Genomic DNA, 13,420 nt, shown 5'->3' with positions numbered 1-13,420 from the left:
GCTAGCCCAGGTTGGTTTCCAACCAGTGTTCGAGCCAGTGAATATTGTAGTTGCCGGTCTGGATATCATCCTCGGCCAGCAGGGCATCGAACAGCGGTACCGTCGTTTCCACACCGTCGATGATCAGCTCTCCCAGCGCGCGGGACAGACGTGCCAGCGCCTCTGGCCGGTCACGGCCATGCACGATCAGTTTGCCGATCAGGCTGTCGTAATAGGGTGGAATCCGGTAGCCCTGATAAAGCGCGCTGTCGATCCGCACGCCCAGTCCGCCCGGCGCATGATATTGGGAAATCGTGCCGGGGCTGGGCTGGAAATTGGGCAGTTTTTCCGCGTTGATCCGCACTTCGATGCTGTGGCCGTCGATCACCAGATCGTCCTGCGTGAACGACATGGGCTGACCCGCCGCGACATTGATCTGTTCGCGCACCAGATCGACGTTGAAAATCGCCTCGGTGACAGGGTGTTCGACCTGAAGTCGGGTGTTCATCTCGATGAAATAGAATTCGTCATTCTCGAACAGGAATTCGATCGTGCCGGCACCGATATAGTTGATCTTGGCCACGGCATCGGCGCAGACCTTGCCGATGCGCGCGCGTAATTCGGGGGTGATGGCGGGGCCGGGGGCCTCTTCCAGCACCTTTTGGTGACGGCGCTGCAGCGAACAGTCGCGCTCACCCAAATGGACCGCATTGCCCTTGCCGTCGCCAAAGACCTGAATCTCGATGTGGCGGGGCGTGGTCAGGTATTTTTCGATATAGACTTCGTCGTTGCCAAAGGCGGCCTTGCCCTCTTGGCGGGCGGACAAAAACGCCTTTTCCATCTCATCCGCGTTCTGCGCGACCTTCATGCCGCGACCACCACCGCCGGCGGTGGCCTTGATGATGACAGGATAGCCGATTTCCGCGCCAATGCGCTGCGCGTCTTTGAGCGTGGGCACACCACCGTCGGACCCCGGCACGCAAGGCACACCCAATGCCTTCATCGTGTCCTTGGCCGTGATCTTGTCACCCATCATGCGGATATGTTCTGCGGTCGGCCCGATAAAGGTCAGGCCGTGATCTTCGACCACCTGCACGAATGCAGCGTTTTCTGACAGAAACCCGTAGCCGGGATGAATGGCCTGGGCCCCCGTGATTTCACAGGCCGAGATGATGGCCGGGAAATTTAGATAAGAATTTGTCGACGACGGCGGGCCGATGCAGACGGCCTCATCGGCCATGCGCACATGCATAGCATCGGAATCGGCTGTCGAATGGACGGCAACGCTCTTGATGCCCATCTCGCGGCAGGCGCGCACAACCCGCAGCGCGATTTCGCCACGGTTCGCAATCAGGATTTTATCGAACATGGGACTGGCCTTTATTCGATGATCATCAGTGGTGCGCCGAATTCGACGGGACCGCCGTCTTCGACCAGGATACGTTTGACCGTGCCTGCGCGGGGGGCAGGGATATGGTTCATCGTTTTCATGGCTTCGATGATCAGCAGGGTATCACCTTCGGCCACGGTCTGACCGGCAGACACGAACGGCTTGGCCCCTGGCTCTGCGGCCATGTAGATCGTGCCGACCATCGGCGATGTCACGGCACCGGGGTGTGCTGCGGGGTCCGACACCGCGGCCACAGGTGCGGCGGCAGGAGCGGGGCTGGCGGCGGACGTGACCTGCACGGGGGCGGGGGCCGCTGCGGGGGCCGCTGGCGCTGTCATGCGGCTGACGCGCACGTTCAGGCTGTCGTTTTCCGCGTAATCCCGCTTGACCTGAAGCTCTGTCAGGTCGTTGGCACGCAAAAGCTCTGCCAAGGCCTGGATAAAGCTGACGTCGCTATCCTGAGAAGTCTTGTTGCCCATGACCAAACTGTCCTTGCCTAATTCTACTTGATCGCGTGACGTTCCGTCACTGCATTGGCAAGACGTATAGGGCAAGGCGCGCGAGGGGGAAAGCGCAAGTGAAACGCTGTCTGCCGTTATGTTGGATTAAAGACGGCGATCGGCGCAAAGACGCGCTGTCGCGGCCGCAAATCCAGTGACCAGCGCGAGCGAGAAGGACGACGAAAGCGCCCGCGCTGATGATCCTGCAATCATGAGCTTGCCTCTGCGGTTCAGCGCAGGCCCCGTTCAGATCGCGAGGTATTCCGCACGTAGTTTTTCGTCATCCAGCACTTGTTGGGCCGATCCGTCGAAAACAACGGTTCCAGTGTCCAGGATCACCGCGCGATCAGCCAGTTTCAGGGCTGCCACGGCGTTTTGTTCGACGATGACCGTCGTGATGCCCTGGTCACGGATGATGTTCAGCGTCTTGGCGATTTCCTGCACGATGACCGGAGCGAGACCCTCGTAAGGCTCATCCAGCAACAACACCTTGATGTCGCGCGCCAGTGCGCGGGCGATGGCCAGCATCTGCTGTTCGCCGCCTGACAGGGTGACGCCTTCTTGCTTGCGGCGTTCCCGCAGGCGGGGGAACAGGTCATAGATGCGGTCCAGCGACCAACCGATTGGTGGGGCGATCTGCGCCAGCTGCAGGTTTTCCTCGACCGTCAGGCCCGCGATGATCCGACGGTCCTCTGGCACGAGCGCGATCCCGGCGGCGGCGGCCTGGTGGCTTTTCATCTGGTGCAGGGGTTGGTGGTCCAGCCAGATTTCCCCGTGCTTCAGTTCGGGATTGTCCAGCCGCGCGATGGCGCGCAGGGTCGATGTCTTGCCCGCGCCATTGCGGCCAAGCAAGGCGAGGATTTCGCCCTCGTGGATGTCAAAGCTGACATTCTGAACGATATAGCTTTCACCGTAGTAGGCCTCGATTTCCCAGACACTGAGGAATTTCGGGCTGGTCGCTGCGTTGTTGCGGTTCTTGTCGAATGGGGCGTTCATCTCTGTTTCCTTCGCGGTGCCGCATTTTCGCGAAAATGCGGGCGGGTCCGATTTTTCGCGAAAAATCGGGGTGTCAGACCTGTGCTTCGCCCAAATAGGCTTCGCGGACCTTTGGGTGTCCCTTGATGTTTTCCGGGGTTTCCTCGACCAGTGGCGTGCCTTGCGCCAGAACGGTGATCCGTTCTGCCAGGCTGAACACGACGTGCATGTCGTGTTCGATGATGCACATGGTGATATCGCGCTTTTCCTTGATCTCTTTGAGCAGATCGATCGTGTTGTTGGTGTCGGCCCTCGCCATCCCGGCGGTGGGTTCGTCCAGCAACAGCAGCTTGGGTTCCTGCACCAGACACATCGCCATTTCCAGACGCCGCTTGTCCCCCCGTGACAGCGCAGAGGCCAGCATGTCGCGTTTCGCCAGCATGTTCACGTCGGCAAGTATCGCTTCGGCCTGCGCGATGATGTCGCCCTCGTTCCTGACGCTGCCGATGGCATGCATGCGGAACGCGCCGTCACGCCGGGCAAAACAGGGGATCATCACGTTTTCCATCACCGACAGATCGGCAAAGATTTCTGGCGTCTGGAACACACGACTGATGCCCATCTGGTTGATTTCGTGTGGTTTGCGGCCCAGCACGCTTTGCCCGTCGAACATGACAGAGCCGGAGTCCGGGATCAGCTTGCCCACCAACACGTTCAGCAGTGTGGATTTACCTGCACCATTAGGGCCGATGATGGCGTGAACGGTGTTTTCGGCCACGCTCAGGTTCACATCACCCAGCGCCTGCAAACCACCAAAGCGCTTGTTGACGCCTTTGACTTCAAGAATGCCCATGATCTTACTCCGCCGGGGTGTTGGTGTTGGCTGTGCCAGCCGTGGTCGCGTCGCTGTCGGATGACTTTGACTTGCGGCTGAACAATGCGCCCAGTTTCTGACCGCCCTGCACCAGACCACCAGGCAGGAAGATGACGACGACCATGAACAAAACGCCCAGTGTCAGGTGCCATCCCTTGCCAACGAACGGGTACAGGATGTTGACCAGCAGGTTGTCCATCCAATCGGGCATGAACGCGAACCAGTTGTGCAGGATGTCGCTGTTGATCTTGGAAATGATGTTTTCCAGATACTTGATGATGCCTGCACCCAGGACCGGACCGATCAGCGTGCCGACGCCCCCCAGGATCGCCATGACAACGATTTCACCGCTGGCCGTCCAGAACATCCGTTCTGCACCGGTCAATGGGTCCATCGCTGACATCAGGCCACCGGCCACGCCGGCATACATTCCCGAGATCACAAAGGCCGCGAGCATGTAGGGTTTGGTGTTCATGCCGGTATAGCTCATGCGGGTCTGGTTCGACTTGATCGCCCGCAGCATCAGGCCAAAGGGCGACCGGAAGATGCGGATCGAGATGTAAAACCCGATGATCATGCAAATCGCCGCAAGGTAGTAGCCGTTCTGGAACACGAACTGCCAGCCGCCGACGTTCCACGTGACGGAACTGTTCATTTCCCAGCCGAACAGGTGTGGCACGACGGGATCACCCGCACTCATCAATACCTGGGGGTCGTCAGCATAGACCTGAAGCCCGGTTTCACCGTTGGTGATCGGTGACAGCACCGAATAGGCGAGGGCATAGGACATCTGCGCAAACGCGAGTGTCAGGATCGAGAAATAGATGCCGGACCGACGCAGACAGACATAACCGATGACCACCGCGAACAGCGCCGCCACGATCACAGAGGCCAGCATGGCGGGGATGATGTTGTAGCTGAGCAGCTTGAACATCCAGACGGCGGCGTAGGAACCGACCCCCAGAAAGGCCGCGTGACCGAATGACAGGTATCCTGTGAGGCCGAACAGGATGTTGAACCCGACAGCCAGCAATCCAAAGATCACGAACCGTTGCATCAAGGCGGGATAGCCTGCGTTGAAACTTTCACCCAATGCGCTGTCCACGGGAAAGGGATTCAGCAGGATGGGCGCTGCGAGCGTCATGAAAATGACGATCATCAACAGTTTGAAATCGCGCGAATTCAGACCGAGCATGTCTTAGTCCTCCATCACGCCCTTGCGACCCAGCAGGCCGCGCGGACGCGTAAGTAGAATGATGATGGCAACGAGGTAGATGATGATCTGGTCGAGACCGGTGATCACGGTGCCAGCGAATGTGCCCTCGAGGCGCAGCAGTTCGACGAAATAACCCTTGAACGCCGGGTTCGAGAAAAAGCTTTGCGTGATGCCCAGCAGGAAACCGGCCAGCACGGCCCCAGGCAGCGATCCCATGCCGCCGACGACCACGACAACAAAGCTGAGGACGAGGAAATCCATGCCGATGTTGTAGTGAGGGGACAGGATCGGCGCATACATCATGCCGGCCAGACCCGCGACCGATGCCGCAAGGCCGAACATGAATGTAAACCGCTTGTCGATATCGATGCCCAGCATGCCGACCGTTTCGCGGTCAGCCATACCGGCGCGGACCACCATGCCAAAGGTCGTGAATTGCAGGAATGCAAAGACAGCGGCGATGATTGCAGCAGAAAAGAAGAAGTAGACCAGACGCCAGGTCGGATAAGCCACTGCGCCTTCGCCAAGGCCTAGATAGCGACCCAGATCGACGGTGCCGACGAATGCAGAAGGCATCGGCGTCTGGATCGGGTTGGCACCGTAAAATGCCTTGATGATCTCGCCGATGACAATGGCCAGACCGAATGTCACCAGGATCTGGTCAGCATGGGGACGCTTGTAGAAATGCTTGATCAGGCCGCGTTCCATGCCAAAGCCGACCAGCAGCATGACGGGGATCGTGAGGAAGATCGCAAGGGGAACCGCCCAGTCCTGAATCGCAGCGCCTGCGACAGGACCGAACCAGTCCTGCACATAGGGCACCTGCGTTTGCAGGGGGTTGCCCAGAAAATCGGTCTGCGTTTCATCCACGACGGTGCGCGACAAGCTGAGGATGCGCTGCATCGTGACAGCGCAAAAGGCCCCGATCATGAACAATGCGCCATGCGCAAAATTGACCACGCCAAGGGTGCCGAAAATGAGGGTCAGACCAAGCGCGATCAGCGCATAGGCAGACCCCTTGTCCAGCCCGTTCAAGATTTGAAGGATAAAGGAATCCAAGTCACCACTCCTCAATGGTTACAGCAGGCCAGAGCGCCGCGTCAGGACAGAATGTTCAGAAGGCCGGGCAGCGCAGACCTGCCCGTGGGAGTGGGGCGGCACGCAATGTGCCGCCCCTGATCGTGTGCTTATGCGCCCGGGTTGCATTCACCCAGCGAACCGCCGGCGAACATCGGGTGATCGGGCTCGTACTCGACCTGTGCGCGCGGTGTCAGCTCGACCAGGCTCAGCGTGTCGTAGCCGACCATGTTGGCGTTGCCGGATCCGGCGACACCCTGCATGACCAGAACGTCCTTGAAGCACTGGTGATCTGCGCCGCGATACAGCACGTCGCCGTTGCCCATGCCGGAGAATTCGAAATCCTCCAGCGCTTCGACGACTGCGCAGGGATTGAACGAACCGGCGCGCGTGACGGCATCCGCATAGAGCAGCGTCTGCACATAGCAGGTGTGCGCGGCGTTCGACGGCGGGAAGCCGTACTTTTCACCAAAGGATTTGACGAACGCCTTGGTGCCTTCGTCTTCGAGCTGCCAGTTCCAGTTCATGGAACCGTAGACGCCTTCGATGTTGGCGCCAGCACCCTTTGCCATCAGTTCCGAGTACAGCGGAACGACGATTTCAAAGTTCTTGCCGTTGACCTGCTTGTCCTTCAGGCCGAACTGAACGGCCTGCGTCAAAGAGTTGACCATGTCCCCACCGTAGTGGTTCAGAACCAGCACATCCGCGCCAGAGTTCAGGATCGGTGCGATATAGGACGAGAAGTCGCCAGCGCCGACCGGCGTCAGCACGTTCTGCGTGGTTTCCCAGCCCAGTGCCTCGGTCGCGGCTGCGATGGATTCCTGCTGCGTCCAGCCCCATGTATAGTCAGCCGTCAGGTGATAGGCGCGGCGGTCTGACCCGTAGGCGGTCTGCAACACAGGCGCGAGAGCCGCGCCGGACATGTAACCGTTGAAGAAGTGACGGAAACCGTTGGCCTTGCGGTCCTTGCCGGTCGTGTCGTTGGAGTGTGTCAGGCCAGCCATAAAGATCACGCCGGCGTCCTGACACAGACCCTGCACAGCCACAGCCACACCGGAGGACGAGCCGCCGTTGATCATGATGCAGCCGTCTTTTTGGATCATGGACTGTGCGGATGCACGTGCCACGTCGGATTTGGTCTGGGTGTCACCGGTGACGAACTGGACTTTCTTGCCCAGGATACCCGTGCCATCGAGGTTCTTTTGGCTAAAGGTGTTCAGCATGCCGCCGTCGCCTTCACCGTTCAGGTGCTGTACGGCCAATTCTTGTGCGCGCAGCTCGTCCAGGCCTTCTTCGGCGTAGGGGCCGGTCTGGGGTACGTTGAAGCCGATGGTGACGGTGTCGCCTGTCGGTGCGTTGGTAAAGCCCTCGTGGGCCGCCGCACGCAGATACGTGGGCATCATCAGACCTGCGGTGCCCGCAACGGCACCGGTTTTCAGGACCCGACGGCGTGAATACGTCGTTTTCGTCATTAGATTCCTCCCTATGAACGCTGTCCGGACCCTCCCGTCTGGACAACTGCACTTTGGTCGTGCTGCCGTCAGTTTGCAGAAGGCCAACCTGCCAAACAACATTCCCTTGCGTCGCCCGGACGAATTTGTAAATTTGTAAACAACGTCGCGCGTTGTTGTGTAAATTGCATTTGCCAGCAGCAGATTAGGAATGAAATGGCATGGATAGGACGGGTGACAGAATCCGGGCACGCCGGATGGATGCAGGCGTCGCACAACGCGACCTGGCGGCTGCGGTCGATATATCGGCCAGCTATCTGAACCTGATCGAACATGGGAAACGCCCCGTGGGCGGGCAGTTGTTGCGGCGGATCGCAGCGACCCTCGGGATTGATCTGGCCTTGTTGGAACGGCCTGCTGATCCGTCCTTGATCGACCGGTTGCTGGCGGCCTCGGCGCGGCTGCCGCAGGTTCCGACCGAAGTAGCCCAGGTCGAAGACCTTGCCGCCCGGTTCCCCGGCTGGACCGGCCTGATTACCGCGCAGGCGCAGGAAATCATGTCGCTGGATGACCGGCTTCAGATGTTGAATGACCGGCTGACCTACGACCCCGATCTGGCAAAGGCGTTGCACGGCGTCATCACCGCAGTGACGGCCATTCAGGCGACAGCGACGATTCTGACGGGCGACGGTCCGGTCGATGCGGATTGGCAGGCGCGGTTCCACGCCAACATTCGTGACGACGCAGGTAAACTGGCGGCCACGAGCCGTGCTCTCGTGGCCTATCTGGATGCGCCTGACGATCTGGAACGCACCCGCCTGTCGCCGCTGGAGGAGCGCGACACGATATTGAATGCGACGGGCTATCACCGGCCGCATCTCGAAGATCCGGCCCTCCTGGCTCCGGTGCCCCCCGCGCGACCAGGGGTCGCGGATTTGCTGGCCCGGTACGACGCCGTCTATGCGGCGGATGCAGAGGCCATGCCGATCGAATCCTTTGTCATGGCGGCCCGCGACCTCGATTGTGATCCTGTCGGATTGGCGGCGCATCTGGGTCAACCGCTGGATAGGGTGCTGCGACGTCTGGCAAGTCTGCCTGCCAAGGCGGGCCTGCCGGATCATGGGTTGATGCAGATCACTGCGGCAGGTGCGGTCCTGCTGCTGAAACAGGCTGCGGGTTTCGACATGACACGGGGCAGCGACTGCGCCTTGTGGCCTGTCTATACTGCCCTCGGACAGCCGGGCCGTTGTGTGACCGCGCGTGTCGCCGTGCACGGGCAGAACGATCGGCATCTGATTTGCCATGCTGTGGCCGTCGCCGCGCCAAGTCCGTTGGGTCCGCATGCGCCACCGGTCATGACGGCAACGATGCTGGTGCGGGCACTGCCAAAGCCGCCGGACCCGCTGTGTTTGCCTGTGGGATTGGCCTGTCGGATGTGCCCGCGTGCCGATTGCGCGGCGCGGCGTGAACCTGCGGTTCCGGCGACCCAGCTCTGACAGCAGGGCTTTGACATGTGACGGGGCGCGGACAATAGTGTGCCGCGTGGCGCATCGGGGAGGGTGGGTCACACACATGGCAAGCGACCAAAAGGGGGATGGGGCGTTGGCAAAACGTGTCTTGTTGATCGAAGACGAGCCAAACATCATCGAGGCGCTCAGTTTCATCCTCAGTCGTGCCGGTTACACGGTCCACACGCACGAGGACGGAACGACCGCCATGGACAAGATCCGCAATCAGCGTCCCGACATGATCCTGCTGGACGTGATGTTGCCGGGTCGATCCGGATTCGACATTCTGCGTGACTTGCGGGCGGACCCCGGCACCAGCGACCTGCCTGTCATGATGCTGACCGCGCGCGGTCAGGCCAAGGATCGGGCGCTGGCCGAGGCGCTGGGGGCAGACCAGTTCATGACCAAGCCCTTTGCCAATGACGAGGTCTGCGCGCAGGTCCGCGCGATGATCGGCGCATGACGGAGGACGGGCGCAAAGGGCAACGTGGATTGTTCCTTGCGCGGGAACGCTATCGGCAAAGACGCTTGCGCGATGGTGCACGCATGTTGCCGATCATCGGTTTCATCCTGTGGCTCCTGCCGATGTTGTGGGTGCGTGACGAGGGTGACACGGGCGGATTGGCAGGTACGGTCGTCTATGTCTTTGTCGTCTGGATGGTGCTGATCGCGGTGGCGTTCGTCGTGGCGCGGCGGATCGATCCCACCGATGATGTCGAACCGCCCCCCACGCGGGAAGGGTCCGACTGATGTCATTCAACGGACTGGTGTTGGCGGCTGTCGTCTATGTCGCCTTCTTGTTCATTGTCGCAGCCCTGGCCGAACGGCAGGCGCGCCGCGGCAAAGGCGATTGGCTTCGGATGCCGCTGGTCTACACGCTGTCGCTGTCGATCTACTGCACGGCCTGGACGTTCTATGGCGCGGTCGGTTACGCCGCGCGGTCCGGTCTGGAATACGTGACCATCTACCTTGGCCCTTCGCTTGTGATGATCGGCTGGTGGCTGGTCTTGCGTCGTCTGGTGCGAATTGGCCGGGCACAACGGATCACGTCGATTGCCGACCTGATTTCATCGCGTTTCGGCAAATCGACAACCTTGGGCATGATCGTGACGTTCATGGCGATCATCGCCTCGACCCCTTACATCGCGCTGCAATTGCAGTCCGTTGTCCTCAGCTTTCAGGTCTTTGCGCAGGCCGGCGGCCAGAACTGGGGAAGTGGTGAGCTTGGCCGCGCCGCGATCCTGGTGTCCACCGGCCTTGCGATTTTCACGATTCTGTTCGGCACCCGTCACGTCGATGCCAATGAACGCCAGCACGGCGTCGTGATTGCCATCGCCATCGAGGCCGTGGTGAAACTGGTGGCGCTGCTGGCCGTCGGTATTTTTGTCGTCTGGGGGCTGTCGGACGGTCCGGCTGCCACATTGGCCGCGATTGAGGCATCGCCGGTTGCGGACTGGACCCAGTCCGGCACGCGCTGGGCGGCGCTCATATTTCTGTCGGCTGCGTCCTTTCTGTGCCTGCCGCGCATGTTTCAGGTGCTGGTTGTCGAAAACGCGGACGAGCGGCATCTCAAGACGGCCTCATGGGCCTTTCCGTTCTATCTGGTGTTGATGAGCCTCTTTGTGGTGCCGATCGCCGTGACCGGATTGCAGGTCATGCCGCCGGGGTCCAACCCCGACCTGTTCGTGCTAACAGTGCCATTGGCCGAAGGGCAGACCGGTCTGGCGATCCTGTCGTTTCTGGGGGGGTTTTCGTCCGCGACCTCGATGGTGATCGTCAGCACCATTGCCCTGTCCACGATGGTGTCTAACCACGTCGTTCTGCCCGTCTGGATGCGCAGCCAGACCCAAGGGCGGGCGGTCATTTCCGGGGATGTGCGTTCCGTGGTCAAGATCACCCGCCGCCTGTCGATTGCAGGCATCCTCGCGCTTGGTTTTCTCTACTATCACCTGTCGGGTGGCGGCGCGGCGCTTGCCGCGATCGGACTGATCTCTTTTTCGGGGGTCGTGCAGGTTCTTCCGGCGCTGCTGGGCGGCATTTTCTGGCGCGGGGCGACGCGCACCGGGGCCATTCTGGGGCTGGTGTCGGGGTCGGTGCTGTGGCTGTGGACGTTGTTTCTGCCCAGCTTTGGTCCCGATGCCGTCCTGTCGGCGCAGGTTCTGACCGATGGCCCTTACGGGATCGGCTGGCTGCGCCCCGAGGCGATGTTCGGCATCGGCGGGATCGATCCGGTTCTGCACGGTCTGCTGTGGTCCTTGCTGGTGAATACCAGTCTGTTTTTTCTGGGGTCCGTTCTCAGCTTTCCGGCACCGCTGGAACGGCTTCAGGGTGCGCAATTCGTCAATATTTTCGAGGGGCCGGGTGGCGAACGGACATGGACGCGGTCCGCGGCCACCGCCGAGGACCTGCTGATCATGTCGCAACGCATCCTTGGCCCGCGAGAAGCGCAGGCGATTTTTCAGGCCGAGGCGGCGGCCCAGCAGAAAACCGGCTTCTTGCCGGACGTGTCGCCTGCATTTCTCGTGGCTCTGGAACGCGAACTGTCGGGGTCGGTGGGGGCCGCCACGGCCCACGCGATGATCGGACAGTTGACCGAAGGTGTCAGCGTGACCGTCGACGATCTGTTCGCGCTGGCGGATGAGACCGCGCAGATCCTCGAATATTCCGGCCAGCTTGAGGCCAAGAGCCGCCAGCAAGAGGAAACGGCGCGCGCCCTGCGCGATGCAAACGCCAAACTGATGGCGCTGTCGGTGCAAAAGGATGCGTTTCTGTCCCAGATCAGTCACGAGTTGCGGACGCCGATGACCTCGATCCGGTCGTTTTCCGATATTCTGATGCAACCGGACCTGAGCGATGAGGACAGCCAGCGCATGGCACGCATCATCAGTACCGAATCGCAGCGCCTGACACGTCTGCTGGACGATTTGCTGGATCTGGCGGTGCTGGAACACGGACAGGTCAACCTCAAGACCGACACGGGCGTGTTAAGCGACTTGTTGGATCAGGCCGTTGCATCCGCAGGGGGCGCCGGGGATGACCTGATCATCAGGCGCGACCGCAAGGCAGAGCAGATCGTTCTGACCACCGACCTTGACCGGTTGGGCCAAGTGTTCATCAACCTGATCGCGAATGCGCGCAAATACTGTGATGCGGCGCAGCCGCGTCTGACCATCAAGGTGTGGCAGTCGCAGCATGGTACGATTCTGGATTTCATCGACAACGGCAGCGGCATTGCACCCGCCGATGCGCAGGTGATCTTTGAAAAATTCTCGCGGTTGACGGATGCGGCGCGTGCAGGCGGTGCAGGTCTCGGCCTTGCGATCTGCCGCGAGATCATGACGCGTCTGGGTGGCGAAATCATGTATCTGCCCGGGCAGGGCGGGGCGGCATTTCGCGTGTCGCTGCCGGCACAGGTCGCCATCGCCGCCCAATAGGTGCACTGATGTTGAGGGAATGTTTACCTCTTCGACGTTAGCTGTGCGCAATGCAACGCGGGGTAGCCAGTATGACGGGCGTGTTGCACAGGATGGTCAGGCGACAACAGGCGGATGCGCCTGATGTGCCGCTGACGGCGTCACGCGCGGTCAAACTGTCGGTCACGCGGGTAGCGCAGTCTAGTGTGGGCCTGGTCGTCGATGTCACCGGGGTGGCGGATCGAACCTGTGATCTGGACAGTGTCACGACCGATCTTTCCCCCGATGTGCTGATGCTGGGCGTGGAACGCGATGGCACCTGCGTCGGCATGATGATTTGTGATGCCAGCCTGATCGCAGCCACGCTCGAGACGATCACGACCGGTGGGGTGTCAGCACAGCCTGCGCCTTTGCGTGCCATCACCGAAACGGATGCTGATCTGGTTCGTCCTTTGTTACAGGCGCTGCTGAATGATCTGGCCGCCACCACACAGGGAACAGTTCTGGACGGATGGGCCGTGGGTTGCAGGCTATCGGTACGGTTTTCCGATGCGCGTGCGGCGTGTTTTGCGCTGCGCGAACAATCTTACCGGGTGATCGTCATCACGGTTTCGGATCAGAAAACGGACCGTCTGCCCTGCGTGACGATTGCTTTGCCGGACACCGTCGGCCCGGTGCCTGAACATGTGCCGCAATCGCAGGTCGCGGCAGACTGGGCCGACCGGCTGCGCGCGGCGGTACTGGGTGCACCTGCGCGACTGGATGTGGTGGTGCACCGCATGCCCGTGCCACTGCGCCGACTGACTTCTCTCGCCGTGGGCGATTGCCTGCCGTTGACCGGATTTGCGGTCGGGTCTGTCCGGGTCGAGGCACCGGGCGGCCAGCTGATCGCCACGGGGCGCCTGGGTCATGTCAGCGGGCGTATCGCCGTCAGGATTGGTGGTGAAGCACCGCCGCACCTTATGGACCTACCCCACGGTGCGCTGGTCCAACTCGGGCGGGACGTGGCAATCAGTGATGCGACCTTGATTGCCTGA

The 13,420-nt window shown here is 60.9% G+C and carries 12 protein-coding genes; 5 read left to right on the top strand and 7 right to left on the bottom strand.

Going from position 1 to position 13,420, the window contains the following annotated elements:
- Position 1 precedes the first annotated feature (1 nt).
- The 7 genes from accC to BMX27_RS05095 all read right to left on the bottom strand — a co-directional run bounded on the left by accC (position 2) and on the right by BMX27_RS05095 (position 7,483).
- Entirely contained in the window at positions 2-1,348 is a 1,347-nt protein-coding gene (gene accC, locus BMX27_RS05125) for an acetyl-CoA carboxylase biotin carboxylase subunit (RefSeq protein ID WP_056031180.1), read from the bottom strand.
- Between the two features lie 11 nt (positions 1,349-1,359).
- On the bottom strand, positions 1,360-1,848 hold the full coding sequence (gene accB, locus BMX27_RS05120) for an acetyl-CoA carboxylase biotin carboxyl carrier protein (RefSeq protein ID WP_056031185.1): 489 nt from the start codon (positions 1,846-1,848) through the stop codon (positions 1,360-1,362).
- A 267-nt stretch (positions 1,849-2,115) separates the two neighbouring features.
- A complete protein-coding gene (locus BMX27_RS05115) occupies positions 2,116-2,865 on the bottom strand; it encodes an ABC transporter ATP-binding protein (RefSeq protein ID WP_090158828.1) in 750 nt (249 codons plus the stop codon).
- A gap of 73 nt (positions 2,866-2,938) precedes the next feature.
- A complete protein-coding gene (locus BMX27_RS05110) occupies positions 2,939-3,697 on the bottom strand; it encodes an ABC transporter ATP-binding protein (protein ID WP_090158827.1) in 759 nt (252 codons plus the stop codon).
- Between the two features lie 4 nt (positions 3,698-3,701).
- Positions 3,702-4,913 carry a branched-chain amino acid ABC transporter permease gene (locus tag BMX27_RS05105; protein WP_090158826.1) on the bottom strand — a complete coding sequence of 404 codons (1,212 nt, stop codon included), beginning with the start codon at positions 4,911-4,913 and terminating at the stop codon, positions 3,702-3,704.
- A 3-nt stretch (positions 4,914-4,916) separates the two neighbouring features.
- Positions 4,917-5,993, bottom strand: a complete 1,077-nt coding sequence (locus BMX27_RS05100) for a branched-chain amino acid ABC transporter permease (RefSeq protein ID WP_090158825.1) — start codon at positions 5,991-5,993, stop codon at positions 4,917-4,919.
- A gap of 128 nt (positions 5,994-6,121) precedes the next feature.
- Complete coding sequence (locus BMX27_RS05095) at positions 6,122-7,483, bottom strand: substrate-binding protein (RefSeq protein WP_090158824.1); 1,362 nt, start codon at positions 7,481-7,483, stop codon at positions 6,122-6,124.
- 200 nt (positions 7,484-7,683) lie between these two features.
- On the opposite strand from BMX27_RS05095, the gene BMX27_RS05090 reads away from it, so the two are divergent.
- The 5 genes from BMX27_RS05090 to BMX27_RS05070 all read left to right on the top strand — a co-directional run bounded on the left by BMX27_RS05090 (position 7,684) and on the right by BMX27_RS05070 (position 13,420).
- Entirely contained in the window at positions 7,684-8,958 is a 1,275-nt protein-coding gene (locus BMX27_RS05090; protein ID WP_090158823.1) for a helix-turn-helix transcriptional regulator, read from the top strand.
- 106 nt (positions 8,959-9,064) lie between these two features.
- A complete protein-coding gene (locus BMX27_RS05085) occupies positions 9,065-9,433 on the top strand; it encodes a response regulator transcription factor (protein ID WP_090159191.1) in 369 nt (122 codons plus the stop codon).
- Positions 9,434-9,516: 83 nt separating this feature from the next.
- On the top strand, positions 9,517-9,720 hold the full coding sequence (locus tag BMX27_RS05080) for a hypothetical protein (RefSeq protein ID WP_256212402.1): 204 nt from the start codon (positions 9,517-9,519) through the stop codon (positions 9,718-9,720).
- Positions 9,717-12,404: an ATP-binding protein gene (locus BMX27_RS05075; RefSeq protein WP_090158821.1), complete on the top strand. Its 2,688-nt coding sequence runs from the start codon at positions 9,717-9,719 to the stop codon at positions 12,402-12,404. The genes BMX27_RS05080 and BMX27_RS05075 overlap by 4 nt, the downstream gene beginning before the upstream one ends.
- A 71-nt stretch (positions 12,405-12,475) precedes the next feature.
- Positions 12,476-13,420, top strand: a complete 945-nt coding sequence (locus BMX27_RS05070; protein ID WP_177172655.1) for a FliM/FliN family flagellar motor switch protein — start codon at positions 12,476-12,478, stop codon at positions 13,418-13,420.

The sequence above is a fragment of the Loktanella sp. DSM 29012 genome (genome assembly GCF_900110705.1).
Taxonomy (GTDB): Bacteria; Pseudomonadota; Alphaproteobacteria; order Rhodobacterales; family Rhodobacteraceae; genus Loktanella; species Loktanella gaetbuli.
This window is presented reverse-complemented; position numbering and strand designations above follow the sequence as displayed.

Bases quoted from the DNA above. Each gene is read 5' to 3' on its own strand.
- BMX27_RS05095 (WP_090158824.1), bottom strand. From the start codon at position 7,483: ATGACGAAAACGACGTATTCACGCCGTCGGGTCCTGAAAACCGGTGCC.
- accB (WP_056031185.1), bottom strand. From the start codon at position 1,848: ATGGGCAACAAGACTTCTCAGGATAGCGACGTCAGCTTTATCCAGGCC.
- BMX27_RS05090 (WP_090158823.1), top strand. From the start codon at position 7,684: ATGGATAGGACGGGTGACAGAATCCGGGCACGCCGGATGGATGCAGGC.
- BMX27_RS05080 (WP_256212402.1), top strand. From the start codon at position 9,517: ATGTTGCCGATCATCGGTTTCATCCTGTGGCTCCTGCCGATGTTGTGG.
- BMX27_RS05105 (WP_090158826.1), bottom strand. From the start codon at position 4,913: ATGCTCGGTCTGAATTCGCGCGATTTCAAACTGTTGATGATCGTCATT.
- BMX27_RS05110 (WP_090158827.1), bottom strand. From the start codon at position 3,697: ATGGGCATTCTTGAAGTCAAAGGCGTCAACAAGCGCTTTGGTGGTTTG.
- BMX27_RS05070 (WP_177172655.1), top strand. From the start codon at position 12,476: ATGACGGGCGTGTTGCACAGGATGGTCAGGCGACAACAGGCGGATGCG.
- accC (WP_056031180.1), bottom strand. From the start codon at position 1,348: ATGTTCGATAAAATCCTGATTGCGAACCGTGGCGAAATCGCGCTGCGG.
- BMX27_RS05115 (WP_090158828.1), bottom strand. From the start codon at position 2,865: ATGAACGCCCCATTCGACAAGAACCGCAACAACGCAGCGACCAGCCCG.